The organism is Streptomyces sp. AA4, assembly GCF_000158875.1.
In the GTDB taxonomy this organism is placed as follows: Bacteria; Actinomycetota; Actinomycetes; order Mycobacteriales; family Pseudonocardiaceae; genus Amycolatopsis.
Map to the genome: position 1 here is coordinate 17517 of NZ_GG657746.1, position 26244 is coordinate 43760.

26 protein-coding genes are annotated in these 26244 nt (G+C 69.1%); 12 read left to right on the plus strand and 14 right to left on the minus strand.

The genetic code is table 11. From position 1 onward, the window contains the following. Nucleotides 1–11: 11 nt before the first annotated feature. Both SSMG_RS00080 and SSMG_RS00085 read right to left on the minus strand, forming a co-directional pair. Nucleotides 12–860 (minus strand): SAM-dependent methyltransferase, encoded by an 849-nt coding sequence (locus tag SSMG_RS00080; protein WP_037712062.1) that lies wholly within the window; start codon nt 858–860, stop codon nt 12–14. A 49-nt stretch (nt 861–909) separates the two neighbouring features. After that, nucleotides 910–1383: a MarR family winged helix-turn-helix transcriptional regulator gene (locus tag SSMG_RS00085; protein WP_037712064.1), complete on the minus strand. Its 474-nt coding sequence runs from the start codon at nt 1381–1383 to the stop codon at nt 910–912. A 165-nt stretch (nt 1384–1548) separates the two neighbouring features. On the opposite strand from SSMG_RS00085, the gene SSMG_RS00090 reads away from it, so the two are divergent. Together SSMG_RS00090 and SSMG_RS00095 are read left to right on the plus strand one after the other, a co-directional pair. Continuing rightward, entirely contained in the window at nt 1549–2511 is a 963-nt protein-coding gene (locus tag SSMG_RS00090; protein ID WP_009071573.1) for an alpha/beta hydrolase, read from the plus strand. A gap of 336 nt (nt 2512–2847) precedes the next feature. After that, complete coding sequence (locus SSMG_RS00095) at nt 2848–4065, plus strand: esterase family protein (protein WP_037712066.1); 1218 nt, start codon at nt 2848–2850, stop codon at nt 4063–4065. 3 nt (nt 4066–4068) lie between these two features. On the opposite strand, the gene SSMG_RS00100 is transcribed toward SSMG_RS00095, so the two are convergent. Together SSMG_RS00100 and SSMG_RS00105 are read right to left on the minus strand one after the other, a co-directional pair. Next, on the minus strand, nt 4069–4932 hold the full coding sequence (locus SSMG_RS00100; protein ID WP_009071577.1) for a hypothetical protein: 864 nt from the start codon (nt 4930–4932) through the stop codon (nt 4069–4071). Between the two features lie 119 nt (nt 4933–5051). Further along, on the minus strand, nt 5052–5630 hold the full coding sequence (locus SSMG_RS00105; RefSeq protein WP_009071579.1) for a TetR/AcrR family transcriptional regulator: 579 nt from the start codon (nt 5628–5630) through the stop codon (nt 5052–5054). Between the two features lie 90 nt (nt 5631–5720). Between SSMG_RS00105 and SSMG_RS00110 the strand changes: the two genes are divergently transcribed. Both SSMG_RS00110 and SSMG_RS00115 read left to right on the plus strand, forming a co-directional pair. Continuing rightward, nucleotides 5721–6167 (plus strand): DUF1772 domain-containing protein, encoded by a 447-nt coding sequence (locus tag SSMG_RS00110; RefSeq protein WP_009071581.1) that lies wholly within the window; start codon nt 5721–5723, stop codon nt 6165–6167. A 160-nt stretch (nt 6168–6327) separates the two neighbouring features. After that, entirely contained in the window at nt 6328–6858 is a 531-nt protein-coding gene (locus tag SSMG_RS00115) for a DUF4383 domain-containing protein (protein WP_009071583.1), read from the plus strand. 66 nt (nt 6859–6924) lie between these two features. Here the strand turns inward: SSMG_RS00115 and pcaB are convergent, their stop codons facing one another. Further along, the gene (gene pcaB, locus SSMG_RS00120) at nt 6925–8280 is read right to left on the minus strand and encodes a 3-carboxy-cis,cis-muconate cycloisomerase (RefSeq protein ID WP_037716327.1); all 1356 of its coding nucleotides are present in this window, start codon (nt 8278–8280) and stop codon (nt 6925–6927) included. Between the two features lie 843 nt (nt 8281–9123). Further along, nucleotides 9124–9660 carry a DinB family protein gene (locus SSMG_RS00125; RefSeq protein ID WP_037712068.1) on the minus strand — a complete coding sequence of 179 codons (537 nt, stop codon included), beginning with the start codon at nt 9658–9660 and terminating at the stop codon, nt 9124–9126. A gap of 331 nt (nt 9661–9991) precedes the next feature. Between SSMG_RS00125 and SSMG_RS00130 the strand changes: the two genes are divergently transcribed. Both SSMG_RS00130 and SSMG_RS00135 read left to right on the plus strand, forming a co-directional pair. Then, the gene (locus SSMG_RS00130) at nt 9992–11089 is read left to right on the plus strand and encodes a tryptophan dimethylallyltransferase family protein (protein WP_199785733.1); all 1098 of its coding nucleotides are present in this window, start codon (nt 9992–9994) and stop codon (nt 11087–11089) included. A 45-nt stretch (nt 11090–11134) separates the two neighbouring features. Next, the gene (locus SSMG_RS00135; RefSeq protein WP_037712070.1) at nt 11135–12508 is read left to right on the plus strand and encodes a tryptophanase; all 1374 of its coding nucleotides are present in this window, start codon (nt 11135–11137) and stop codon (nt 12506–12508) included. 73 nt (nt 12509–12581) lie between these two features. On the opposite strand, the gene SSMG_RS00140 is transcribed toward SSMG_RS00135, so the two are convergent. The 5 genes from SSMG_RS00140 to SSMG_RS00160 form a co-directional block, all read right to left on the minus strand. Then, nucleotides 12582–13169: an ATP/GTP-binding protein gene (locus tag SSMG_RS00140; RefSeq protein WP_009071593.1), complete on the minus strand. Its 588-nt coding sequence runs from the start codon at nt 13167–13169 to the stop codon at nt 12582–12584. Then, nucleotides 13150–13515, minus strand: a complete 366-nt coding sequence (locus SSMG_RS00145) for a DUF742 domain-containing protein (protein WP_009071595.1) — start codon at nt 13513–13515, stop codon at nt 13150–13152. Before SSMG_RS00145 ends, SSMG_RS00140 begins: the two co-directional genes overlap by 20 nt. Then, complete coding sequence (locus SSMG_RS00150) at nt 13512–13937, minus strand: roadblock/LC7 domain-containing protein (protein ID WP_009071597.1); 426 nt, start codon at nt 13935–13937, stop codon at nt 13512–13514. The genes SSMG_RS00145 and SSMG_RS00150 overlap by 4 nt, the downstream gene beginning before the upstream one ends. 42 nt (nt 13938–13979) lie before the next feature. After that, a complete protein-coding gene (locus tag SSMG_RS00155) occupies nt 13980–16346 on the minus strand; it encodes a nitrate- and nitrite sensing domain-containing protein (protein WP_009071599.1) in 2367 nt (788 codons plus the stop codon). Between the two features lie 406 nt (nt 16347–16752). Beyond that, the gene (locus SSMG_RS00160; RefSeq protein ID WP_009071601.1) at nt 16753–19137 is read right to left on the minus strand and encodes a protein kinase/lanthionine synthetase C family protein; all 2385 of its coding nucleotides are present in this window, start codon (nt 19135–19137) and stop codon (nt 16753–16755) included. Nucleotides 19138–19455: 318 nt separating this feature from the next. Here SSMG_RS00160 and SSMG_RS00165 point away from each other — a divergent pair, with 318 nt between their 5' ends. The 4 genes from SSMG_RS00165 (at nt 19456) to SSMG_RS00180 (ending at nt 21520) form a co-directional block, all read left to right on the plus strand. Beyond that, nucleotides 19456–19821: a hypothetical protein gene (locus SSMG_RS00165; protein WP_037712077.1), complete on the plus strand. Its 366-nt coding sequence runs from the start codon at nt 19456–19458 to the stop codon at nt 19819–19821. Continuing rightward, nucleotides 19805–20206 carry a hypothetical protein gene (locus SSMG_RS00170; RefSeq protein ID WP_009071605.1) on the plus strand — a complete coding sequence of 134 codons (402 nt, stop codon included), beginning with the start codon at nt 19805–19807 and terminating at the stop codon, nt 20204–20206. Before SSMG_RS00165 ends, SSMG_RS00170 begins: the two co-directional genes overlap by 17 nt. 152 nt (nt 20207–20358) lie before the next feature. Next, on the plus strand, nt 20359–21072 hold the full coding sequence (locus SSMG_RS00175) for a trypsin-like serine protease (RefSeq protein ID WP_009071607.1): 714 nt from the start codon (nt 20359–20361) through the stop codon (nt 21070–21072). Nucleotides 21073–21154: 82 nt separating this feature from the next. After that, nucleotides 21155–21520 carry a DUF427 domain-containing protein gene (locus SSMG_RS00180; protein ID WP_009071609.1) on the plus strand — a complete coding sequence of 122 codons (366 nt, stop codon included), beginning with the start codon at nt 21155–21157 and terminating at the stop codon, nt 21518–21520. Nucleotides 21521–21879: 359 nt separating this feature from the next. On the opposite strand, the gene SSMG_RS00185 is transcribed toward SSMG_RS00180, so the two are convergent. Then, the gene (locus SSMG_RS00185) at nt 21880–22926 is read right to left on the minus strand and encodes a LysR family transcriptional regulator (RefSeq protein ID WP_009071611.1); all 1047 of its coding nucleotides are present in this window, start codon (nt 22924–22926) and stop codon (nt 21880–21882) included. A 183-nt stretch (nt 22927–23109) separates the two neighbouring features. Here SSMG_RS00185 and SSMG_RS00190 point away from each other — a divergent pair, with 183 nt between their 5' ends. After that, complete coding sequence (locus SSMG_RS00190; RefSeq protein ID WP_100266672.1) at nt 23110–23643, plus strand: hypothetical protein; 534 nt, start codon at nt 23110–23112, stop codon at nt 23641–23643. A 372-nt stretch (nt 23644–24015) separates the two neighbouring features. On the opposite strand, the gene SSMG_RS00195 is transcribed toward SSMG_RS00190, so the two are convergent. Beyond that, nucleotides 24016–24612 carry a TetR/AcrR family transcriptional regulator gene (locus SSMG_RS00195; protein WP_009071615.1) on the minus strand — a complete coding sequence of 199 codons (597 nt, stop codon included), beginning with the start codon at nt 24610–24612 and terminating at the stop codon, nt 24016–24018. An 80-nt stretch (nt 24613–24692) separates the two neighbouring features. On the opposite strand from SSMG_RS00195, the gene SSMG_RS00200 reads away from it, so the two are divergent. Continuing rightward, nucleotides 24693–25439, plus strand: a complete 747-nt coding sequence (locus tag SSMG_RS00200; RefSeq protein ID WP_009071617.1) for an alpha/beta fold hydrolase — start codon at nt 24693–24695, stop codon at nt 25437–25439. Nucleotides 25440–25445: 6 nt separating this feature from the next. On the opposite strand, the gene SSMG_RS00205 is transcribed toward SSMG_RS00200, so the two are convergent. Continuing rightward, nucleotides 25446–26213: a methyltransferase gene (locus SSMG_RS00205; protein ID WP_037716333.1), complete on the minus strand. Its 768-nt coding sequence runs from the start codon at nt 26211–26213 to the stop codon at nt 25446–25448. Nucleotides 26214–26244 lie beyond the last annotated feature (31 nt).

Consider the following 26244-nt stretch of genomic DNA (forward strand, 5'->3'; position numbering starts at 1 on the left):
GGAAACCCCTGTCAGTCCTGCGGTTTGCGGGCCACGCCGCCGATCACCCGCGACTCCGACGGAGTCTTCGCGAACAGCGTGCCGGCGTCCGGATGCCACGCCGGCGCGTACACCAGTCCCGGTTCGAGCAGCGGCCAGCCGCCGAAGAACCGTTCGAACTCCGCCTTCGTGCGCAGGATGCCCGGGTTGGTGGTCGACTCGTAGTACTTGATGATGTCGACCAGCGCCTGGCGTTCGTTGTCGTCCACCGGGTTTTCGTTGGTCATCTGGGAAAGAATGAGCAGCGATCCCGGCGCGAGCTGCTTGCGGTAGAACTCGAGGATGCCGTCCGGGTCCTGCTCGTCCTTGATGAAGTGCAGCACCGCGTTGACGATCAGCGCCACCGGCTTCCGGACGTCGATGACCGCCGAATCGGCGACCCGGTCCCACAATTCGGCGGGCTGCAGGAGGTCGGCGGCCATCGCCTGGTGCCGGTCCTCGTCCGCGGTGTCGGCGAGCAGCACCTGCGAATGCGCGAGCGCCACCGGCTCGTTGTCCAGATACAGCACGGAAGTGTCGTGTTCCGGGCGCTCGTCGTCGGCCACCTCGTGCACGTTGCCCGCGGTCGGCAGGCCGGACCCGATGTCGACGAACTGCCGGATGCCCTCGCGCACGCTCTGGCGCACCGCGCGGCCGAGGAACTGCCTGCTGGTGCGGCAGTACTCGCCGATCAGCGGCAGCCGTTCGCGCACCTTCTCGGCGAAGACGCGGTCGATCGCGTAGTTGGTGGTGCCGCCGATGAAGTAGTCGTAGACGCGGGCCGCCGACGGCCGGTCCAGACTGGCTTCCACCGCGCGCAGTGCTTCGTCCTGTGTGCTCATCGCCGTCCTCACGCTCGCCCTGGCGCTCATGCTAACCATGGCGCCGCGTTCAGCTCGGCCGGTAGGACTCCCGGTAGGCGTTGACCGAAGCCGTCAGCTGATCCATCGCGGCGCGCATCTTGGCCAGTTCGGCGTTGTCCAGGTTCATCGCCGCTCCGACGTGCGGCGGGATCCGTTCCGCCTTGGCGCGCAACGCGGTTCCCTCGTCGGTGAGCCGGATCCGGACCGAGCGCTCGTCGTCGGACTGGCGTTCGCGCTTGATCAGCCCGGCCTTCTCCAGCCGCTTCAGCAGCGGCGACAGCGTGCCGGAGTCGAGGTTCAGCGCGGCTCCGAGCTCCTTGACCTGCTGTTCGTCCTGCTGCCACAGCGCGAGCATCACGAGGTACTGCGGATAGGTCAGGTCGAGCGGTTCGAGCAGCGCGCGGTAGAGCGCGGTGACTGCCCGGGAGGCCGAGTACAGGCCGAAGCACAGCTGGTCGTCCAGCAGCAACGAGCCGGTTTCTCCGGTGTCTGGGCTGGTCATCGGCGGCCTCCCTGGGGTTTCTCGGTGCCAGCTCTCCATCCTCTCTCGGCTGCGCGAGAAGGGCAACTCAAGTGCTCCAGATCTCATTGAGTGTCATTTAGTTGTGCACAACTTAGTTGCGAGCTATGTTGGTGCGGTCCGACCGATCCGCTACCGGAGGAAGCCATGACCGCGAACCCGCAGAACCTCGTCCTCGAACCGGCCGCCCAGGCGTTCGCCGAGGCCACCGACCAGCCTCCGTACCTGTTCCAGCTTCCGCCCGCCGAGGGCCGCAAGGCGGTCGACGGCGTCCAGGACGGCGACGTCGAACTCGCCCCCGCCGACATCGAGACTCTGACTGTCCCGGGTGGACCGAACGGCGACGTCGAGGTCCGGATCGTGAAGCCGGAGGGCGGCACCGGCGCGCTGCCGGTGCTCGTCTACCTCCACGGCGCGGGCTGGGTTTTCGGCGATTTCCACACCCACGAGCGGCTGGTCCGCGAACTCGCCGCCGGCACCGGTGCGGCAGTCGTTTTCCCGGAATACAGCCGTTCGCCCGAGGCTCGTTACCCCGTCGCGATCGAAGAGAACTATGCCGCTGTGAAGTGGGTTGTCCAGCACGGTGCGGAGAAGGGGCTCGACACCACGCGAATCGCGATCGCGGGCGACTCCGTCGGCGGAAACATGACCGCGGCGCTGACGCTGATGGCGAAGGAGCGCGGGGACGTGAAGTTCCTGCAGCAGGTGCTGTTCTACCCGGTCACCGACGCGTCCTTCGACACCGAGTCGTACACGAAGTTCGCCGAGGGCTACTTCCTCAGCCGCGAAGGCATGAAGTGGTTCTGGGACCAGTACACGACCGATGAGGCACAGCGCGCCGAGATCACCGCTTCGCCGCTTCGCGCCACTGTGGAGCAACTCGCCGGACTGCCGCCGGCGCTCGTGATCACCGGCGAGGCCGACGTCCTTCGCGACGAAGGCGAGGCGTACGCCGCGAAGCTGCGTCAGGCGGGCGTTCCGGTGACGGCGGTTCGGTACCAGGGCGTGATCCACGACTTCGTGATGGTGAACGCGCTGCGGGAAACGCACGCGGCGGAAGCGGCGATCACCCAAGCGATCACGGTGTTGCGGGGCGCGTTCGGCAATTGAGTCGTCGCTGATTCCGGGAGGCGCCACGGGACGCCGATTCTCGTCAATTGCCGAGAAAATGGAGCCTTTCGCGTCAGCCGACTCTGGCCAGATTCGGCTGTAAGCAGGGGCCAGGGTGCTACGCGCTACGGCAAGCACGATCCCCCCGCCGCTGCTCGAATGTCAGGAGACGCACCTGATCAGGAACGAACGGGCAATCCTGAGATTCCGCTGAGTTCGCCGCAGCCAGTCTGGCGTGATCGATGTCACGTGATCACAACGCGAATGGCCCCTCAAACGTATCTACAGCAGCGGGTCCCGCCTTCCGGGCGCGCGATCGGTCCTGGAGGTTTTCCCGTGCACCTGAGCGCAATCAGGTTGGATTCGCCCGTCATGCTCGCGGTCGTCGGCGTGCTCGCGCTCCTCGGGGTCATCGCGGTGCCGTGGTTCTGGGACAAATGGCGCAAGCGCAAGCAACTCGGCCGCAGCGCCACGGTGCTGGTCGCGCTGTGCCTCGTGATCGTGACGCTTGGCTTGACCGGCAACATGATCGGCGGATTCTTCCCGACGCTCGGCTCGCTGCTCGGGACCGGCGCGTTCGCCGCCGAGGGCATCGACGTCGAGGGCGGCGACAACGGCGTCGACCTCGGCCGGGCGCGCGACCTCGGCGTCGCGCACGCGCGGGTCGGCAAGGGGACCATCGCGCACGTGACGGTGACCGGACGGCGCACCGGCCTGACCCGCGACGTGACGGTTTACCTTCCGCCGCAATACTTCCAGCATCCGTACAAGGCGATGCGGTTCCCGGCGATCATCTGGATCCCGAACTACCCGTCCGGCCCGGAGGTCACCACCGCGCCGATCGGGTACCACCTGCCCGAACAGCTGGACTCGGCGATCTCGAAGCATCTGCTGCCGCCGGTGATCGTGCTGATCCCGGACCCGACCGGAACGCCGAAAATCGGCCACGACACCGAATGCGTCGACGAGGTCAACGGAAGTCCCAACGACACGTACTTGTCGGCGGACGTCCGGGAATGGGGAATCCAGCGTCTCGGCCTCAATCCGGACCGGCGCGCGTGGACGATCGCCGGCTGGTCGTCCGGCGGCTATTGCGCGCTGAACCTCGTGACGCGGCATCCGCAGTGGTACGCGCAGGCGGCGAGCGTGAGCGGCTACGAAAAGGCGCAGGTGGACGGCGAGACCGAGAACCTTTTCCGCGGCCGCAAGGACATCGAGGACGCGAACAACGTCAAGATCAACGTCCGGCAGCACCCGGCCCCGCTGGAACTCCTCGCGATCTCCGGGGAGAAGGAACAGAACGAAAGCCGCGCGGTCGACCAGATGCGGGCCGCCGCGCAGCCGCCGGTGCAGTTCACGACGTGGCGGATCCCCGACGCGGGGCACAACATGAACACGTTCAAGGCGCAGCTGCCGGACGTCCTGACATGGATCGGGCAGCGGATCCCGGGACCGTCGGCTCCCGGGCCGCGGGCCGACGTGACCGGCGGGGTGAAGCCGTGGCCGTTGCCGAGTACGGGTGGGCGGGGTGCGTTGACCGCGGCGGAGCAGTGACGTTCAGCGGATGCCGGGAAGGTGCTTGACCACTTCGGTGACTTGCCCTGCGGCGGTTTCGTAGCCGACCGAGCGGGGATTCTCGGTGAGGACCGTGACGAGGTACCGGTTGTCGTCGACCAGGCCGGTGGAGTGCAGGATCCGCCCGGGATTGCAGCAGGACCAGCCCTGTTTGACCGCCCAGGAACCGGGGCCGAGGGCGTCCGGGATGCCAAAATACTGCCGGAAACCGTCGGCGCCGTTTTCGGTGGCCTCGCGGAGCGCCTGGAGAATCGTCTCGCGGTGCGGGGCCGGTGCGCGGTCCATCAGGTAGCGGTAGACGCGCGTGATGTCGGCGGCGGTGATTTCCGTGTCGCCCCAGCGTCCCGGGTCGTGCGGCGGCTTGGTTTCGGCGAGGCCCATTTCGGCGACCGCGTCCCGGACGATGCTCGTCTCGCCGCCCTCGACCCACAGTTTGCTGGCGGTGTCGTCGTCGCTGCGGGACAGCATTGCCCGCACGGTTCCCGGACTGCTGCCGCGATCGAGCGCGTCGAGGGCGATGAGGAGTTTCACGAGGGACGCGGAGGTATAGCGCCGATGCGCGTCGACGGAGACCGGGGTCGTCCCGGTGGCACGGTCGTAGACGACCACGCTGACGTGCCCCTGCGGGACGAGCGCGCTGAGTTCGGTGCCTTGCTGGGGTGCGGAGCTGCCCAGACCGGGGCCCGGGGAGCCCGAGCCGGTGGCCGGGGAGAGGACGCCAGGCCCGGACGTCGACGGCCCGGCCGCGGTGACCACCTGCCGGTGCGGCTCCGCCTCGGTGGCCAGAAACGCGAGCACCGCACCGAGAACGAGGCCGAGCAATAGCAACGAGTTCGCCCTGCGCATGCCCCGACTTCCCCGATCGCCTGATCAGGGTTCGCCGAACGGGACGGTTGTGTGGGATGGGTCTCGGTACCGGCCGGCACGCGTGACGCTCGGCCGCGCTGCGGGCAAGCGGTGGTGGATCAGACCACGACGAGCCGTTCCACCAGCAACTCGATCCGCTGTTCGGCGAGTTCCCTCGGCAGCCGTCCCGCGCGGGTCAGGGTCGCGATCCCGTGCAGGGACGCCCAGAACAGCTCGGTGAACAGTCCCGGGTGGACCCCTTCTCCGGCGACCTCGCCGAGGGTTTCCAGCAACGCGGCGAAGGCGTCCTTCAGCGGTTCCGGGGTGTCTTCCTGCGCGAACGCGAGACCGCCGTCGAGCTGGAAAATGGCGTCGTAGACCGCCGGGTGGTGCTCAGCGAAGTCGAGGTACGCCCGGGCGAGCGCGGTGGCCCGGGCGCGCGGCCCCGCCACGGCGTGGGTCGCGGCTCGCACCGCCGCGGCCAGTTCGGCGGCTCCCTCGAGGGCGACCGCGCCGATGATCTCGCGTTTGCCGCGGAAGTGGCTGTACAGGACGGGTTGGCTGTACTCGATGCGCTCGGCCAGCCGCCGGGTGGTGACCGCGTCCCAGCCTTGCTGTTCGGCGAGTTCGCGGGCCGTCGCCACGATGAGGCGCTCGCGTTCGGCCTGTTCGCGCTGTTTCCGGGTGTGTACTGACATAAGCCGACTCTAGCACTGCTAGACAACCGAGCGGCAGTAGTACTAGCATCGATTCATCGGCTAGCAACGCTAGATCTTGGGAAGGTCATCATGCTCAGCGCACTCGCGGTCTGCACCATCGTGGTGGTCGGCGTGATGGTGGGGGTCGAGTTTTCCGTCGCCTTCGTCATCAACCCGATCCTCAGCGGGCTCTCGGACGACAGCAATCAGCAGGGCCGGGCGCACGGCGGCCGGATGCTCGGCGCCCTCATGCCGTTCTGGTATCTCGGTTCGCTCGGGTTGAGCGCGATCTGGGCGATCCTCGCGTGGGACCGGCCCGGCACCACCCTGATCGTGCTCGGCGCCGGGCTGCTGGTGGTCAGTGTGGTCATGTCGATCCTGCTGCTCGTCCCGATCAACAACCGCGGCAAGACGTGGACGCCGGAAAACCGCCCCGCGGACTGGAAGGAGCAGATGAACCGCTGGGACCGCTACCACTACGCGCGGGTCGCGGTGCTCATCGCCGCCTTCGCCCTGCTGGTCGCCGCGCTCGTCTGAATGCCCCACTCGGCCACCCCGTGGCTCAGCAGCCACAGCAGCCCCGATCTTGCCCAGTGGGCGCGTCCGGGACGCCGAATTCGGGTTTCGGCCCGGTTTGACCGGGGGTATTCGTTCAGCGTTGACCCACCGTCACCTCGGTACGGGAAGGACTGGAGTCATGGTTCGTGCGCATCGGGCCCGCGTCCGGGTGGAAGGGGTGCAGCCCGCCCAGGTGCTGGCCGTTCTGCTCGGGGTCCTGTTTCTCGCCTACGGCATCATCGGGCTCGTGAAGTCCGGGTTCGGGGATTTCACCGGACACGGTGTCACTTTGTGGCGGTTTTCCGCCAATCCGCTGAACAACGTCGTCCACGTGGTGACCGGTGTGATCGGCCTGCTGCTGGCCCTCGGTTCCGGCCGCGCGCGGACGTTCGGCTGGCTGCTCTTCATCGGCTACGGCGCGCTGTTCGTCTGGGGCCTGATGCTGGCCGGGACGATCACCGTCAACCCGGTGTCCGGCCTCGGCAACCCGCTCAACCTCGCCGACGCGGACAACTGGCTGCACCTCGGCATCGCGGTACTCGGTCTGCTGACCGCGGTTCTCCCGGCGCGGCACGGGGTGCTGCTGCCGGAGGACGAGGAACCCGTCGAGGTCGATCCGGCGGTCCCGCCGCGTCGTCCCGAGACGGGCGGGCATGGTCTGGCCCACTAACCGGTCCACAGTGGAGTGACGGGATCGCTTGCCGGGAGTTCGTTTCCCCGGCGGCGATCCCGTTTTTTAGTGCGCGGGGTCTTCCAACGCCCGGTCCACCAACCGCCTGGCCGCCCCGACGTACTGCGCCGGGTCGAGAAGATCGGCCAGCGTCGCCGCATCGACGACGCTGGTGATCTCCGGCGTGTCCGCCAGAATCTCCGCCAGCGGACGGTTTTCCTCAATCGCGCGCCGGGAAGCGGTGCCCAGCAAGTCTTTCGCGCGAGCCTTGCCGATCCTTGGCGCCAGAGCGGCCGACAGTCGTTCCGAGACGATCAACCCGTTGGTCAGCTGGAGATTCTCCTGCATGCGTTCCGCGTGGATGTCCAGTCCCCGCACCAAATCCACCGCGGTGTGCGTGGCCCCGCCGGTCAACCGGAGACATTCGCGCAACAGCTGCCATTCGGCCTGCCAGACCCCGGCCGAACGCTCGTCCTCCGCCAATCCGGACTGAGTCACTCCGGCCGCCAGCACTGGCAGTTGCAGCGCCGCCGACCGGATCAACGCCGACCGCACCGGGTTCTGCTTGTGCGGCATCGCCGACGACCCGCCCCCGGTCGCTTCGGTCACCTCACCGATTTCGGTGCGGGCCAAGACCTGAACGTCGACCGCGATTTTGCCCACCGCTGTCGTCACCCCAGCCAACGCGGAAGCCAGCTCGGCGACCGGCGCGCGATCCGCATGCCACGGCAGAACCGGCGCGGCCAACCCGGTTTCCTCGGCGAAGGCCGCGACTAGCCGTTCCGCGTAGTCGTCGGTCCCGTCGCCGTACTGGACGTACGCGGCCAGCGTCCCCGCTGCGCCACCAAGCGACACCGGCAGCCGCAGCGCAGCGATCCGGCGGGCGGCTTCCTGGACGCCCTGCCGCCAGATCGCCGCTTTCAGCCCGAAAGTCGTCGGCACCGCGTGCGCGGTGAGGGTGCGCCCGGGCATGACCGTGTCGCGGTGGGCGCGCGCCAACTCGGCGAGAGCGTCCGCGATCGCCGTCAGGTCCGCGGTGATCAGCCGCAGCGTGTCCCGCGCGACGAGCATCATCGCCGTGTCGACGATGTCCTGACTGGTCGAGCCACGGTGCACGTAATCGGCCGCGTCCGGCACCTTGGCGGACAGCGTACGCACGAGGCTGACCACCGGGTTCCCGGTCTCGCGCGCGTCGCGGGCCAGCTGGACGACGTCGAGTCCGCCCTCGCCCACCAGCCGCGCGGCCTTGGTGATGCGCTCGGCTGCCTCGGCTGGGACCGTGCCAAGCCGCGCCTGCGCCCGAGCGAGGGCAGCCTCCGCCTCAAGCATGGCGGCAGCGAAGGCGCGGTCACCGGTCACCGCTTCGGCCGGGGTTCCGGCGCGCACCGGGGAGAGCAGGCCGGAGTCAGGATCGGCGGTCATGCCGTCCAGCATCGCACGCCGGGTGCGCGGGCGAGAGCACGTCACTGACCAGCCGCGGTGTGGGTGGCGTCGCCCTGATCGGGGCGCGAGCTTCGCTGAGCCGCTCCCGAAGGCGATGTCGCTGGCTGCAGCTCCAATCAGGACTTGAGCCCGACTTGCAGCCTTGCCATCGCATCACTCCTCATCGGACGCAGCCACGACTCTCCGCCACATCACCTCCCGTTCCCGCCCACAGCTCAGGCTCCGTCGCGCCACCTCCCGCCGGATACCGCAGCCGGATGCTGCACGGCTTCGCTTCGCGTTCGGGCCCGCAGCTCTGGCTCCGTCGCGCCGCCTCTCGCCGGATACCGCAGCCGGATGCTGCACGGCTTCGCTTCGCGTTCGGGCCCGCAGCTCAGGTGCCATCGCACCGCCGCTGGCCGAATGCCGCGGTCGGATGCTGCACCGCGTCCCCTCCAGTTCGGGCACGCAGCTCCGGCCCGATCGCATCGCTTCCGGTCGGATGCCGCGGTTGGATGCTGTGCCACGTCATCTCTCGTTCGAGCGCGTAGCTCCGGCCCGATCGCGCGCTTGCGTTCGGATGCCGCGGCCGGGTGCTGCGCCGCACCGCCCGTCGTGCGCCGCGGTCGGGTGCGGCGCCGCGTCACCTCCTGTTCGAGCCCGCGCTCAGGCTCCAGCGCGCCCCCTCCCACCGAACGCCGCGGTCGGACGTTGCACCGCATCACGCCCGTTCAAGCCCGCCACTCAGGCCCATCGCCCCACTCCCGCCGGGTGCCGCAGCCAGATGCTGCACCCCATCACCGCCCACTCCAGACCGCAGCCAAAGCCCGCACGGACCGCCCCTCACCGGCCCGTGGCGCCGTCCGTCACCTCCCGTAACAAATCCGCATGGCCGTTGTGCCGGGCGTACTCCGCGATCATCGACACCAGCATCCACCGCAGCGAGAACGGCCCTCCCGTCTTCCCGGCCCCCTCCGCGTCCAGCGACGAGGCGGCCGCCACGATCTCCCGGCTCCGGTCGCATTCCGCGCGCCACAACGCCAGTGCCTCGCCGAAATCCCCGTCCAGGCGGTCGAAGTCCTGGTTCGGGTCGTCGTCCGAGTAGTGCAGGAGCGGGACGTCCTCCCCGGCGAACTGGATGCGGAACCACCATCGCTCGCAGCCCGCCAGGTGCCGGACCAGGCCGTGGAGCGACATTGCGGACGGCGGGACCGCGCGGGTGGACACGGCTTCCTGGCTGAGGCCGGCACACTTCAGCGCCAGGGTTTCGCGATGCCACTCCAGATAGGACAGGAGGGTCTCGCGTTCGCCCGCGAGGCGGGGGATCGGCGGCCGGTCGCTCTCGGCGACTTTGGACAGATGCTTCGGAATCTGGGTCATGAGACGAGCGTCTCACCCGCCACCGACAATTTCCGGCGCCGTGCCGCCGCATCGGGTGCACGGGACACCGGCCGCGCGCAGCAGTGGGCTAGACCACATGGCGGGGGCAGGTAGCTGCAGAATCCGTTCCTGTCGATGCGGAATTCAGGTGAATTCCGGTGTTGATCAGCACACTCAGGCACGGTTTCGAGACGGTGTTGTCGCTCCGTCAGAGGTATCGTGATCGGCATTCCGGGGATTAATCTTCTCGGCGGCCCTCGAACGCCCGCTCCGCTGAACAGCGGATGGTTCGCGGGGCCGAACGCACGAATGAAACGGTGAATACAGCGCCATGGTCGGAGCGAGTGTGCCGATGGTCGACTTGTCGATGTACACCCATGCCGGAGGTCAGCTCGACCGGTTGTGCCGCGCAGTGGGATTCGATCCGGAAGAACGTCGTCACCTGGAACTTCTCCGGTTGTTGCTCGGCGAGTCCGGGGAATCGACCGTCGGCGCTCCGGCGCAGTTCCCGTGCAATGTGGCGGACGACACTACGCCCGTCGAATTCTCGGTCGCATTCGACGCCAATGGCGATTGTGTGGTACGGGTGCTCGGCGAGACCGTCGGGGCCCCGGACCCGCGCGGGTTCCTCGCTCAGGTGGCCGGCGAATACGGCCTGGTCACCGACCGGCTCGACGCGGTGGCCGACCTCTTCCTCCCGCACGAGGAGCGCCGCGGGCCGTTCACGCTGTGGTACTCGCTCATCTTCCGCAACGGCTCCGCGCCGAAGATCAAGGTGTACCTGAACCCGCAGATCAGCGGTCCGACCATGGCCGATTCCCTGGTCAGCGAGGGGTTCCGGCGGCTGAACCTCGGCGAGGCGTTCGACCCGGTGGTCGAGCACGCGCTGCGCCGCGGCGAGCGCGACAACTTCACCTTCTTCGCGCTCGACCTCGACGACGACCCGCTGTCCCGGGTCAAGGTGTACGTCTCGCACGACGCCGCCGAGGCCGAGGACGCGGTGCGCGCGGCCGAGCTGGTGCCGGGCACGGATCCGATGCTGATCCGCGAGTTCCTCGCCGTGCTGGGCGGCGGAAAAGGACCCTTCGAAGGCCGTCCGCTCGTTTCCAGTTATTCCTTCGTCGAAGGCATGGGCGGCACGCCGGGAAACTACAGTCTTTACCTCCCTATTCGAAGTTACGTGCCGGACGACGAGATCGCGCGGGCTCGCGTGCACGCCATTCTCGCGCAGTACGACTTCGACCCGACACAACTGGACAAAGCGCTGGCAGCGGTTTCGCAGCGACCGCTGCGCGACGGTGTCGGACTGATCGCGCACGTCTCGCTGAGAATGGGCGAGTTCGGTTCCGGAATCACGGTCTACCTGTCCTCCGAGGCTTATGCGGTAGCCCCGCCGAGAAAGCGGCCGGTGCTCGGCCGAATGACCTGACCCGGCAGTTTTCGGCCGGCACCAACCACTGGAGGAAACACCCTGATGCGGACCTTCCCGCCGTACCGCTCCCAAGTCGTCGCCGAAATTCCGGTCACCACCCGCGCCGAACGGGAGCAGGCGCTCGCCGAGGCGGGCTACAACGCCTTCAACCTGCCCGCGAACAAGGTCAGCATCGACCTGCTCACCGACTCCGGCACCGGCGCGGTCTCCACCGCGCAGGAGGCCGCCGCGGCCGCCGCGGACCGCTCCTACGCCGGGTCGGACTCGTTCTACCGCTTCCGCGACGCGCTGCGCGAACTCACCGGCTACCCGCACCTCCTGCCGGTCCACCAGGGACGCGCGGCCGAGCGCGTGCTGTTCTCCAGCGTGTTGCAAAGCGGCCGGATCTCGGTCAGCAACACGCATTTCGACACCACCCGCGCGAACGTCGAACTGCTCGGCGCCGTGGCGATCGACCTGCCCTGTGCGGAGTTCGGCGACCTCGACAGCCTCGAACCGTTCAAGGGCAACATCGACCTCGACGCCCTGGAACGCCTCCTGTCCGGACCGGACGGTTCCCGCGTCGGCCAGGTGCTGCTCACCATCACCAACAACGGCGGCGGCGGACAGCCGGTTTCGATGGCGAACCTCGCCGCGGCGGCGAAGCTCGCGCGGGCGCACGGCGTGCCGGTTTTCCTTGACGCGGCACGGTTCGCGGAGAACGCGTGGCTGGTCATCCAGCGCGAGCCGGGGTATGCGGACAAGACGCCGCGCGAGGTCGCGCTGGAGGCGTTCGGCCTGGTAGACGGCTGTGTCGCGAGCCTGAAAAAGGACGGCATCTCGCCGATGGGCGCGTTCATCGGCCTTACCGATCCGGACCTCGCCCAGACCTGCGAAACCAACCTGATCGCCACCGAGGGCTTCCGCACCTACGGCGGTCTCGCGGCACACGACCTCGACCGCGTCGCCAAGGGTCTGCGGGAAGTCGTCGACCCGAACTACCTCGCCGCGCGCGCGGGCGAGGCGGCCCGGCTCGCCCAGCAGGCCAACGACGCCGGAGTGGACATCGTGCAGCCGCCGGGCATCCACGCGCTCTACCTGAACGCGGGCCGCCTGCTGCCGCATCTGTCCGCCTCGCGGTTCCCGGGCCATTCGCTGGCCTGCGAGCTGTACCTGGCGGGCGGGATCCGGTGCGTGGAACTGGGTTCGCTCTACCTCGGCACGCTCGACGAGCAGAACGAGCTGATCACCCCGGCGCCGTTCGAGCTGGTCCGGATGGCGCTGCCGCGGCGGGTGTACAGCCAGGGCCACTACGACTACGTGGCCGAAATCCTCGGCGACATCGCGAAAAACCCGGAGAAGGTGCCCGGCTACCGGATCGTGGAGGCGCCGAAGATCCTCCGGCACTTCAACCTCCGGATGGCCCCGGTCCACTAAGGTCCACTAAGGACAGACGCGAACGAGGGGGCTCCCCGCGCCGGGAACCCCCTCGCTAGTCCGGAAACCCGGCTCAGGCGGGCTGCGGGACCACCGTCATCGCGTGCTTCACCAGCCGGATCAGCGCGATCTTGCTCGAATCCCGCTGCCGCGCGTCGCACATCACGATCGGCACGCCGTCGGGCACCACGAGCGCCTCGCGGATCTCGTCGGCGGTGTAACGGGGCGCGTTGTCGAAGCAGTTCACCGCCACGACGAACGGGATCTTCCGCCGTTCGAAGAAATCGACCGCCGCGAAGCTGGTCTCGAGCCGGCGCGTGTCGACCAGCACGACGGTGCCGATCGCGCCGCGCGCCAGGTCGTCCCACATGAACCAGAACCGTTCCTGGCCCGGGGTGCCGAACAGGTACAGCACGTGCCGCGGCGAGATGGTGATCCGGCCGAAGTCGAGCGCGACCGTGGTGGTCTTCTTCTGCTCCACGCCGGAAAGGTCGTCGACGCCGGTGCTCGCCTCGGTGAGCACCTCCTCGGTGGACAGCGGCGGGATTTCGCTGACCGAGGCGACCATGGTGGTCTTCCCGGCGCCGAACCCGCCGGCGACGATGATCTTGACCGGGGTCGGCACCGACGCCGCGGCGTCTTCAGAGCTTGATGAGGCCATCGAGAACCGCCTGGAGAGTTTCGTGGTCCGGCGCCTGGGCCGGCTGACGGGACGGGGCGCGGGTGATGACGAGACCGCGGTCGATCAGGTCGCCGCACAGCACGCGCACGACGCCGAGCGGCAGCTTCACGTACACCGCGATCTCGGCCACCGACAAGGGTCTGCGGCACAGCTGCGTGATCGCCAGGTGCTCCGGGCCGAGCCCGACCGGGTCCGAGCCCTGCTGGAGGGTCATCACCTGGGTGGAGAGGTCGAGCTGGTGTTCGGACGGGGTCCGTCCGCTGGTGATCGTGTAGGGCCGGACCAGCGGCCCGGCGGCCTCGTCGTACCAGCCGTCGTCGCTCATGTCGCCTCCCGCAGCAGGTTCGCGGCCTCGCGCGGGGCCGACGCCAGATAGTCGCCGACGCGCTTGACCAGCCGGTTCATCTCGTACGCGATCATTTCGACGTCGATGTCCGCTCCGGCGAGCACGGCGAGGCACGCGCCCTGCCCGGCGGCCGACACGAAGAGGTACCCGCGTTCCATCTCGATCATGTTCTGCAGCACCGGCCCGCGGTTGAACTGCCTGCTGACGCCTTTGGCGAGGCTCTGCAGGCTCGACGCGATGGCCGAGAGCTGGTCCGAGTCGTCCTTGCTCATCCCGGACGACTTGCCGAGCAGCAGGCCGTCGGCGGACAGCACGATGGCGTTCTGCGCGCCGACGACGCGGTTGACGACGTCGTCGAGCAGCCAGTTGAGATCAGGGGTGGAGTTCCCGTACTCGTTCATGCGGACAGACCCTGACTTTCGGTGTGATGAGGTGTTCGGTCGTTATGAGTCATTTTGCCCGCCTCGCGCCCGGCGGGTGCCCTTGTGGAACGCCATCAGCGTCCGCGCGGTGGTCTCGCCCGCGTTGGTCACGTCGATGTCCTCGGCGGTCGGGTCGTCCTGCAGCTGGGCGACGAGGTTCTGCTGCGGCTGCCGGCGCGGGAGCCGGGGCCGGTCGTCGCCCTGGAGCCCGCTGAGATCCGGCTCGGCGGCGGGAACGCGCGGCGCGGCCGGGACGTCCGGGATCTGGCCCGCGGACGGCGGATACGGCTCCGGGGTCCGCGGATTCGGCGTCGGAAGCGCACGGGCGGGGTACGGCCGCGGCGTCGGCTGCGGAGCCTCCGGGGCCGGTCGCTGCGCGGCGCTTTCCTGCGCGGGCGCGCCGACCTGGGCGAGCGCCGGGGCCTCGTCCGCGGGTTCGGGGGCGTTCGCGTCGGCCAGGTGGTTCGACGGGATCAGCACGGTCGCCCGGGTGCCGCCGTACCGCGACGGGTCGAAGGTGACCGTGATGCCGAGCCGGGAAGCCAGCCGCGCGACCACGAACAGGCCGAGGCTGGAGTCCGCGCGCAGGGCCATCGCGTCGAATTCGGGCGCGTCGGCCATCATCGCGTTGGCCCACTCGCGCACGCCTTCCTTCATGCCCAGCCCCTGGTCGGACACGTCGACCACGACGCCGCGCGCGACCATCCGGCTGGTCACCTCGACCTGCGAACCGGGCGGGGAGAACGACGTCGCGTTGTCGACCAGCTCGGCGACGAGGTGAATGGTGTCCGCGACCGCGGTGCCGACGATCGCGACGTCCGGCACCTGCTCGACCTGCACCCGCGAGTACTGCTCGGTTTCCGAGACGGCCGCGCGCAGCACCTCCATCAGCGAAACCGGTTTGCGCCAGCGCCGGCCGGGCTGCTTGCCGCCGAGGATGATCAGGTTCTCGGTGGTCCGCCGGGCGCGCGCGGCGAGGTGGTCGAGCTGGAACAGCGATGCCAGCTGGGTCGAGTTCTCTTCGCGGCTTTCCATTTCGTCCAGGATCTGCAGCTGCCGGTGCACCAGCACCTGGTTGCGGTGGGCGATGCCGAGGAACACGTTGTGCACGCCGCTGCGCGCCTTCGCCTCGCTCGCCGCCGCGTTGACCGCGGTCAGCTGCGCGGTGTTGAACGCCTCGGCCACCTGGCCGATCTCGTCCCGGCCGTGGTCCAGCTTCGGCAGCTCGGCCTCGATGTCCACCGGATCGCCGTTCTTGAGCCTGCCGACGATGTTCGGCAGCCGGTTGCGGGCGAGGTCGAGCGAGTCGTTGCGCAGCCGCTCCAGGCGCGTCATCAGGGTCCGGTCGACGAGCGAACGCGACACCCGCACCGCGACGATGATCGCGGCCAGCGAGGCGAGCAGGGCCACGATGCTGCCGATGATCGCGTTGCGCAGCTGCGCGTTCCCGGAGTCGATCGCGGCGGCGGAGACCTGGTCGGCCTGTTCGATGGTGAGCTGGTTCAGACCTTGCGCGACCTGCGCGGTCAGCGCGTGCCAATCGCCCGACGAAACCGGGACGCCGCTCTGGTCGCCGCTGGTCCACGGGCCGTGCTTGATCAGCGCGTCCTCGGCCGCGTTGAGCCGTTTCCACGCGTCGCTGGTCGAAAGCTGCTGGTAGTGCTGGCGCACCGCCGGTTCGAGGAACGGCGAGATCTGCGCCAGCTGCGTGCGGTAGTAGCCGACCAGCTGGGAGAACTGGACGAAGTCGTCCGGCGCGAAGGCTCCGCCGGAGAACGCGGCCGACACCAGCGACGTCTCGCGCGACATCAGGTCGCCCGCCCGGAACAGCGAGGTCGCCGAGATCGCGCCCTGCACGGCGGTCGCGTCGGGGACGATGCGCGCCTGGGTGTCGAACAGCGTCGCCGCGGAGTCGAGGACGCCGTTGTAGTAGGCGTTGACCTGTGCGCGGTTGATGCTGCGGAAATTGACCTGCGAACGCAGCACCGGCAGCTGGTCTAGCTGCGCCTTCAGCGCGGTGACCTTGCCGGCGATCTCGTCCGGGGCGCTGGAAATGGTGGCCGCGAAGGCTTCCTGCAGCCCCTTCAGCTTGCCGTCGCTGTCCTGTTCCTGCTGCTGCAGCTGCTGCGGGCCGGAACTGGGGCTGTCGAGGTACTGCAGGGCGAGCTGGCGCTCCTGCTGCAGCGACGACAACGCGGTGAGGGCGGGGATCGAAACGTCCCGCACCGAGCCCGCGACAAGCCGCACGTACAAGCCGTTGATGAAGAAGGCCGTCGCCAGCACCGCCCACAGCACGAGCAGAGTGATGCTCGGGATCAGGACCGTCCGGGTCAGCCTCTTCCGGATCGACTTGTCGTACGCCTTGCCGGGATCGTCCTTGGTCTCCACGATGATTCACGAACTCCTGGGTCACCCTCGGCGAGAGTGCGGACACGGCCGGGGAAGCGGACACGCCAGTGGGTGCGAGTGGTCCTCGTCACGGAAATCTCGGATACACCCTTCGTAGGCCCACCGAACGGAACAGCCCCGGTTTCTATCACGATTGGGGGCCTCGTGGTTCCGCTGAACGAGCAGCCGAACGCCGTCTTGACGGCGGTCACCGACGGTAGCGGCGAGTTCCCCCGGCGTTTTCCGAGGCCCCGGCCCTGGCTGCGAATTTCGGACCAGCGGGCTGGGCTGAATGAGTGATTCAAAAAGTGTCCGGACACTCAGGCGCGGTTCCGCGTGGTGGAACTGTCGGCTCATTGACTTGTCGACACGTGTCGTCGCGGGTCGCCGGTGCGTCCACAGTGGACTACTGGCTCACTCGCGGGGTCGGGCCGAGGAACGGGAGCAGTTCGATGCCGTCCTGGAGCGCGGCGAGGGTGCGCAGGACGCCCGCCCCGCCGGTGGCCACGTCGGCGGACAGCCGCAGCAGGCGGGCGCCCGGGAAGGCGAGGCCGCCGCGGAACGGGACCGCGTACCAGGAAAGCCGCGTCAGGTGCCGGTCGATCGCGTCCTGCGTGCGCCGGTCCGGCGTGCTGCTGAACGCCAGCCCGGCGGCGAGTCCGCAGCGGCCGTTCAGCAGTCCGGGATGGAGCGCGAACTCTCCGCGGCACGCGACGCGCAGCGCGGGCAGGCTGCGCGCGGCCTTCGCGTCGAAGCGGTACCGCGCCAGCTGTTCGGTGACGATCAGGATTCCGGCGCTGCCGATTCCCGCCCCGCGCCGCGAACCCCGGTTGCCGTCGCGGACCGGCAGCGAGCCGTCCAGCGCGGGGACGCATTCCTCCAGATCGCGTTCGAGTGCCTGGTCGGCGAACGACAGCCACGCCGGCTCGCCGGTGCGTTCGTAGAGGCGCAGGAACAGCAGCGCCGGGCCGGACCAGCCGTACAGCAGCCCGGCCTGCGCCTCCGCGCCCGGCGGTTCCGCGGTGTCCAGCGCTTCGGCGAGCCGGATGCCGATGTTCAGCGCCTGCCTGCCGAATTCGTTGTCGCCTCGCGTCGCGGCGAAGTGCAGCCGGGTCAGGCCGATGCCGGCCAGCCCGCTCGCGAGGTCGTGGCCGACCGTCTGGTCCACCAGCGCGCGCGAGGCGGCGAGGAGAGCGCCCGCGGCCTTCCGGTAGCCGAATTCCTCCAGCACGTAAGCGATTCCGTGGCTGCCGTCGTAGAAACCCGCGCGACTGGGCTGTTTCCCGTCGACCGCGTCGAGGAGCCACTGCTCGTGCTCGGGAAACCGGCCGACGCCCGCGACGTGCAGCGAGTGCAGCACGCCCGCCGCGCCGGTGCCGAAGGTCGCGCCGCCGACGCGGAACTGCTCGATGTCGCCGGGGAACAGGCGATCGCGGCGTTCCGGGGTCGCGCACGCGAGCAGGGCTTCGGCGATCTGCTTGCGCACCAGGGTCCAATCGGGACGGGGTTCGTCGAGTTCGGTATGGGCGGGCTCGGTCCGCGGCGCGATGCTGTCGGCGTACCCGGCGGGCAGGGAGAACCGGCGTTCGGTCAGCTCGGCGGCCCAGCGGAGGCGTTCCGGCACCAGGTGGTACAGCGGGGCCAGCGGAAGGAAGAGGCGCAGCCGCAGGGCCGTCTCGTCGCGGTCGAAGCCGATCAGCGAGACCGTGCCCGAGCTGTCGACCAGGATGTTGTGCGGGTTTTCCAGGACGACGCCGCGTTCGGCGGCTTCGGCGACGATCCGGTCGACCTGTGCCAGCACGGACGACGCCTGTTTGCGGTAGACGGCGAGGTCGGTTTCGGGGCAGTCGCGGCGGGTGAGCGGGTAGTGGCGGGTGAGCCAGGCGTCCAGCGGGAGGCCGGGCCGGTACTCCCGCACCAGGTAGTGGCGCTTGCCGGCGAGGTAGGCGTGGGTCTTCGGGACGCCGGGGATTCCGGCGAGCCGCTTGAAGAGATCGTGCTTGTGCTCCAGCCGCGCGACCGCGTCGACGCCGCCCGCGTCCAGTCCGGTGTAGGGCCAGGCTTCCTCGACGAGCACGCGTTCGCCGCCGCGTTCGGCCAGGTAGACAGCGGTGCCGTGGGCCTGGCGGAGCACCTCGACGACCGGATGCGGCGGCTCCGGCGCGTCGGTGTACTCCGCGACGCAGTCGGGAATCCGGACCCAGTCCGGGACGGAGAAGCCCGGGCCCCGCGGCGCCGGTTCGAGCGCGCTGCTCGGCCTGCGCAGCGCGGGCACGCGGGTGCCGTCGTGCTCGGTCCACAATGGCGTGAATCCGGTGTAATGCACGTGAACCGGACATTCTCCGCAGCGGAGCGCGCCGTCGATATCCGGTCCGTGCTCGCCGGCGAGGAGTTCGGAAAGATCGTCGAGGATCTGTTCGAGCGCGTTATTGTCGGGCGGATAAATAGTGGCCAGTGCACCGGTTCCGCCGGTCGTCGGATATTCGGCATTGCGGTCGAGGAAAATCGACCGGGAACGCAGGTGCCGGTGGGGCAGCTGGTGGGTCCGGCAGTACTCGCGCACGCGGTCCAGTATCCGGTCGACGTTGCCCGGGGCGGCGGAAATCTCCACTGCCCAGCCCTGTTCCGGCAATACGGCCCCGGCAGGGCGGAGGTGGTGCCAGTGTTCCGACTCCGCTACTGTCCACTGTGGACTGTCTGGCGGGACGACGAGGTCGTCGGCGGATATTTCCCGTCGGCGGTCGAAGAACCACGGATCGGCGAGGCAGAATGCCTCGTGCCGGACGTTCATAAAAGTGGATCCTTCCGCGTGTGCGCTTCTCCGGTGCTCCGGCGACGGAAACTATTCCCGCACAGCTTCGCCGTCGCGCCAATCCGCCATTTCAGCGTTCGGCGGACCCCGGCGGGGCGCGGGTAAAACCGGCAGTGGCGAACCGAGGGTGATTCCCCGTCGCCCGGTCGAGCGGGATTTCCGTGGCATTCGGGAATTGACGGAATGCCAGCGACCCGATCCGGTGAACGTGGTCCCGGCCACGCCGTCGGCCCCTCGCCCGTCCGGGTCGGCGGGCGAGGCGGGTACGTTGAGGCCGGCGGGCAGAAGGAGGAACGGGTGATCGTCGGGTTCGCGATAGCGGTCGCTGGATGCGCCGCGCTCGTCGCGCTGTGGAGTTTCGTCCAGGCGGCGCGCAAGAAACTCCCGGACACCCCGCTGCTCGTCGCGCTCGCGGTGATCGAGGTGCTGCTGGTCGTCCAGCTCGTGATCGGGATCGTGCTGCTCGCGAGCGGACACCACCCGGGCAGCCTCGCCACCTACCTCGCCTACCTGATCGGCTGCCTCGTCGTGCTGCCGGTCGGCGCGGCGTGGGCGCTGGCCGAGCAGAGCCGGTCGAGCACGGTCGTGCTCGGCATCGCCTGCCTGGCCATTCCGGTGATGGTGCTGCGACTGAACGAGGTGTGGAGTGGAGCAAGCGCGTAAGACGGCCACCGGTCCCGGCCGGATCCTGGTCGCGGTGTACGCCATCTTCGCGCTCGCCGCGACGTCGCGGGCGGGCGTCCAGATCGGCACGAAATTCCACGAGGCGCCGCTGGCGTACGTGCTTTCGGCCTTCGCCGCGGTCGTCTACCTCCTCGCCACGATCGCACTCGCCCGCGGCGGCCGGACGTGGTGGCGGATCGCGCTGGCCGCGTGCACGGTCGAACTGCTGGGCGTGCTGACCGTCGGGACCCTGAGCATTTTCGACCGGCAGGCGTTCCCGGACGCCACGGTGTGGTCGGTCTACGGGCAGGGGTACCTGTTCATCCCGCTGGTGCTCCCGGTGGTCGGCCTGTACTGGCTGCGCCGGACGCGGGCCGGCGGCTAACAGTACGCGGAACTGTCCGTAGCGGCGGCGGTCGCGGAAGAACAGGTGGTCCCCGGCTACTTTCGCCGGTTCTGGTTCCTGGGCGCGGCCTTGATGATCGAGGCCCCGTCCCCACCGGAACCGCGGCGACGAAGCCGCAGAAACGAGAGACCATGCGTTTGCGCACCTGTTTGCTCGTGCTCGCTACCGCGCTCGGCCTCGCCGGATTCGCCGGTCAGGCCGCCGCTGCCAGCGGGCCGTCCTCGACCCCGGCGATCATCGGCGGCGGTTACGCCTCGAACGCCCCGTGGGCCGCGCGGCTGTTCGTGAACGGGCAGCAGAACTGCACGGCCACGATCATCGCGCCGCAGTACATCCTCACCGCGAAGCACTGCGTCGCCTCCAGCGGGACGTACACCTTCCGCATCGGCAGCCTCGACCAGAGCAGCGGCGGCACGATGGCCACCGGTGCCGCCATCACCCGCTACCCGGGTGCCGCTGACCTGGCCATCGTCCGGCTGTCCACGTCGGTGAACGCGACGTACTCGCCGCTCGGCACGTCGACCGACGTCCGCGCGGGCCAGACCGTGCAGGTGTACGGCTGGGGCGCGACGAGCCGGTGCGGTTCGGAGATCAACTGCCAGTCGCGGTACCTGAAGGTGGCGAACGTGCGGGTCACGACGCCGTCGTGCAGCGACTACGAGGGCGGCGTCGCGGTCTGCGCGACGTACGGCGACGGCATCACGGCAGGCGGCGACTCGGGCGGCCCGATGTTCGCGTCCGGACGGCAGGTCGGCGTCGCGTCGACGAGTGACCGGCAGAGCAGCACCGCGTACACCAACATCACGCGGTACCGGAGCTGGATCTCGCAGGTCGCCGGCGTCTGATTTTCCCGACGTCTGATTTTGTCGGTGGTCCGGCCTAGTGTTGGGAGTGCGCACCGCTTCCGTTGCGCGGAGGAGGAGAACCATGCCCGACAAGCTGATCCCGGGGCCGGACCACCCGATCACCGTTGAGCCCAACCCCGCGCGGGTGGTGGTCAAAGCAGGCGAGAAGACCATCGCCGACACCACCCGCGCGCAGGTGCTGCGCGAGGCCAGCTACCCGCCGGTGCAGTACATCCCGCTGGAGGACGTCGACCTGGCGATGCTGTCGCCGACTGACCACCGGACGCACTGCCCGTACAAGGGCGACGCTTCGTACTACAGCCTGGCCGCGGTGCCGGACGGCGAGAACGCGGTGTGGGTGTATGAGGCTCCGTACGATGCGGTCGCCGCGATCAAGGGGCATGTCGCGTTTTATCCGGACCGGGTGGAGATCGAGGAGGTCGGCTGAGGGGTTCGTGGCGCTCGGCTGCTGGCTGCGGCCCAGATCAGCGCGGCGTGCGGATCATCTGGGCCGCCGAATGCGTCCGGGCAATCGCCGCTCTTGCTGCTCCGGTGGCCTCGTCGCGTTTGGCGCCGGCGGAACGGGTGTCGGGTCGGTTCTTCGCTTGGCGCGCGCGGCTGACCCGAGTGCGGCGCTGCTCCAGGCCGCCCACTGAGGCGCGTTCGTTGCTGCTCCGGATCGGCGCTGTTCCGGGCTCGCCGTTGCCGCGGATTGGTCGTTTTCCGGGGCAGTTGCTCCGGGGTCGCCGTTGCTTCCAGTCCGGCGTCGATCGCGGTCGCGTACTCGCCAGCGCTCCTGGGGCGGGTTCAGCGATCGTCCTCGAGCCAGGACGCCTCCCCGGCCTGTTGCAGCGCGTTCCACAGCAGGTTGAGCGGATGGCTGTCCGGGTACGAGGAGCGTTCGCCGCGCCGGGCGAACACGCCGACGAGCAGTTCGAGTTTCGGCTCGATGTCGTCGACGAGCCCGATTGTGCGCAATCCGGAGGCCGCGTGCAGCCGGTTTTCGCCCGCGGCTTCGCCGAGTCCTTGGGTGACGAGCATGCACCCGCGGATCAGGCCCGAGCGGAGGAGTTCGAATCCGTATTGCGCGGAGTCGATCTCGGCGACGATGTCGAGCCGGTTGCGGTAGTCGGAGCCGAACCAGCCGCGCATAAAGTCGTTGATCACGCCGCCGCTGGGCACGACGAGCGGAAGCGTCGGCAATTGGCTGGTGGCGACGGACTCCCCGGGTTTCGGAGTGTCCATATTGGTCACGATGCCGAGCCCGCTGCGCCGCCATTCGAGGACGTCGACGGAGTCGAGCGCGCTGGTCGTGACGACACTGCCGCACACCAGGTCCACGTCCTTGGCCAGCAGACGGTCGATCAGGTCTTTGGTGCGCACGTGCACCACGTTCAGCTCGATGTCGCGGGCGCGGAACTGCTCGGCCACGAGATCGCCGGCGTGGGCGAGGCTGCCGAGGGTGTAGCGAGTCGCGCCGACGGTCAGCGTTCCCCCGAGTTCACGACGGCATTCGTGAATGGTGTCGAGCCATTCGGCAAGGGTGCGGCGAGCCTGCTGTGCGACTGCGCGCCCGGTGTCGGTAAAAAGCACGTCGCGGCCGCGGCCCTGGCGGTGCAATAATGGTTCTCCGCACAATTCGGAGAAATTGCGGTTGAGAGTGTCGAGCTGTTTTTGCACACTGGACTGGTCGCGGCCGAGCGTGCGGGCCGCGGCGAGGGCGGTTCCGGTTTCCGCGACCGTGATCAGCGTGCGCAACTGGTCGAATGTCGTGTCGAGCAGGGCAGGCGACGAGCGCAGGAGCCTGCTGAGCACGTTGAACGACGGCGACCGGAACGGGCTGGGTGCGGACATCAGGGCAGGACTCGCCTTCTCATTCTCTTCGCGGACGCCGGAGAGCTTAACCCGGCCTTCCTGATCTCGCGGCCAGTTAAAAAAATCTACAGATTTTATCGGTGAACCAGTGGACGGCGCAAGCGGTCGGCGGGAAACTGCGTGACGCTTGATTCGATTGCTGATCCAAGGAGTTCGACAGAAGTGAGTTCGTACAGTTCCGCCGGCGCGCGCCGCTCGCGCACCCTGACGGTCGGCGGAGGGCTGGGTTTGCTCGGCGCGCTCAGCGGACTGCTGTGGGGTGCGATGGTGCTGGTGCAGGGCGAAGGTTTGCTTCGCCCCGCCGTGCAGGAATACCTGCAGACCGAGGCCCGGGACCTCGCTTCGAGCGGCCTGCTCACGGCCGACGATTTGACCAAAATCGCCATGGCGTCGTTCACCGCCCGCGCGGCGATCTGGCTGGTCATCGGCTTGGTGACGCTGGTGTCGGCCGCGATGGTGCTAGCCGCGCACAACTGGGCCCGAGTGGTGCTGACGGTCTTCGCGGTCTTCGGCATCGGCCTCGGACTGCGTGATCTCATCGACGTGAACCCGGCCCTGCTGAACGCCTTCGACACGATCGCGGTGCTGAGCCTGCTGGCAGTGCTCGTGGTGCAGTGGCTGCCCGGCGCCAACCGCGCGGTTCGGGCACGGAAGAACGCGGTGCTGTCCCGGAAGGCCGCCGCGTTCGCGGTCTGAGCGGTGCTTACGGGCGGCACGTCTGAGGGGTCGTGCCGCCTGGCAAGCCGAACTGCCGAGGCGGTGCCGGAGGGTCGACTGCGTTGGGGCAGTCGGGGGCGTCGCTGGAGGGGGAATTGTTCGAGGGGGCGAGCTGTCCGGCAGCGTTTCGGGGGAAGCGGTGCGTCAGGTGAGGCTGCGCGGGGAACGGCGTGGGAGAGGCGTCGTTCGAGGGGGCAGCCGTCGGCGGCAGCGCTTCAGGGGAAGCGACGCCGGGAGGGGAGTCCCGGGTGAGGGGGAGTTCCGCCTCGCCGCTTGACGGGCGGCGAGGCGGGACCGGGTCAAAAAGCAGCTGAGCACGGTTCAGGCCGACAAGTATCCGGCAGCACAGCTCTAGGACAACGCCCGCTTCCACACTTCCGCGGCGCACTGGCACAACTCGCCCGGCTCCACCGCGGCCGGGTCGAGCAGGCGTTGCAACGCGATGCCCCGGAGTTGCCCGACGATGGCCACGGCGATCTGTTCCGGGACGACCTCGGCGCGGATGGTGCCCTCGGCGATGCCCGCGGAGATTTCGTCGCGCAGGTCGTCTCGGAAGGCTTGGTCGCGTACGCGGAAGATCGGGGCCAGTTCTGGCGCGGTCATGGATTCCGCCCACAGCACCAGGAAAGCCCGGCTCAGCACGTCCGGTTCGCTGAGCTGGGCGAGGTAACCGTCGATCAGCCGCAGCAGGCGGTCCAGGCCGGGTGGCAGGTCGGCCAGACCGGGGACGAAACCGGGCTGTGCGGTGCGGGCCAGGTGTTCCAGCAGTGCTTGTTTGCCGCCGAAATGGTGGGTCACCAGGCCGCGGCTGTACCCGGCGCGTTCGCCGACCCGGGCCAGCGTCACGGCGCGCACGCCTTCCTCGACGACCAGTTCGGCGGCGGCTTTCAGCAGGGCGGCCGACGCCTGGTCGCGGCGTTCCTGCTGCGTGCGGCGCGGCGTGGGCATGGGGAGAAACCCTACAAACATACTTGCCAGCTGACAAGCAAGTATGCGTAGAGTGGCCACGACGACAGGGAGGAAGTCCGATGACCGCAGTGTTCGTCCACGGCAATCCGGAAACCGCCGCGGTGTGGGAGCGTCTGCTTGCCGAGCTGGGCGACCGGTCGGCGGTGTGCCTGTCTCCGCCCGGGTTCGGCGCGCCGTTGCCGGACGGGTTCGGCGCGACGGCTGTCGAGTACCGCGACTGGCTGATCGCCGAGCTGGAGAAGTTCCCCGAGCCGGTCGACCTGGTCGGGCACGACTGGGGCGGCGCGCACGTGCTCAACGCCGTCATGGCGCGTCCGGAGCTGGTGCGCAGCTGGGCCAGCGACACCGCGGGCGCGTTCGAGCCGGATTACGTCTGGCACGACCTCGCGCAGGCGTGGCAGAAACCGGGCGTCGGCGAGGAGACCGTCGCGGCGATGTTCGGGGTGCCGGTGGAAGCCCGGACCACGCGCCTGGTCCGCGGCGGGATGCACGAATCGGCGGCCGCCAAGGTCGCCGAGGGGATGAACGACGACATGGCCCGCGCGGTGCTCCCGCTCTACCGGTCCGCGGCGCAGCCGGCGATCGCGGAATCCGGCCGGGACCTCGAACGCGCGGCGGAGCGTCCGGGGCTCGTCATCCTGGCGACCGAGGACCACTTCGTCGGGACGGACGAGCAACGCCGCCGTTCGGCCGCGCGCGCCGGGGCGAAGCTGGCGGTGCTGGAGGGGCTCGGGCACTGGTGGATGACGCAGGACCCGGTCCAGGGCGCGCGGGTCCTCACGGAATTCTGGGAAGCGTCCGAATAGGACAGTTCAGGCACGCGCGACGAGGTGGAACACCCGGCTGAGCCGCCGGTACGGATCTCGTCGCGCGGCCTCCAGTTCGACCGCCGCGATCTCGTCGATCCGGCTTTCGTCGCCGTCGAGGTCCATCCAGTCGGCGAACAGCCAAACCCCGTACCAGGCAAGCGGTTCGGCACCCTGTCCGACCAGCAGCTGCGACAGTCCAGCGACCGTGTCGGCCCGGGTGTTCACGCCGAGGACGCCCGGCTCGGTCTGCGCGTCGAACGCCGCCAGTGCGTCGCTCCATCGTCCTTCCAGCGCGGGGAGAACCGCCAGCGTCTCGGCGTTGAGCGCCATCACCGAGACGATCCCGCCGGGTGCCGCGCAGGCGCACAGCGCGTCGATCATTGGCACGGGATCGTCTATGTACATCAGCACGCCGTGACACAGCACCGCGTCGAATTTCTGGCCCGCGACCGCCGCGACGGCGTCCTCGCCGCGGCTGCGCACGAGCCGGACGCGTTCCCGGACCTCGGCCGATTCCGCGGCGAGACGCTGCTCCGCCATCGACAGCATCGCGTCGGACGAATCCAGCAGGACGACGTCGTAACCCAGGCGCGCCAACGGAAACGACTGGTGCCCGGCCCCGCCGCCGACGTCGAGCACGGTCGCCGGCGGTGGCGGCAGATGCGCCAGCAGCTGCTGATGCAGGACGTACGTGCGGACTCGGCCCTTGACGGTCGCGTACGCGCCTTCCACGAACGGACTCGCCAGCGCGGCCCAGGCGTCGGGTTCCATGCCGTTCATAGTGCGCCCGGATCGAGAGTGA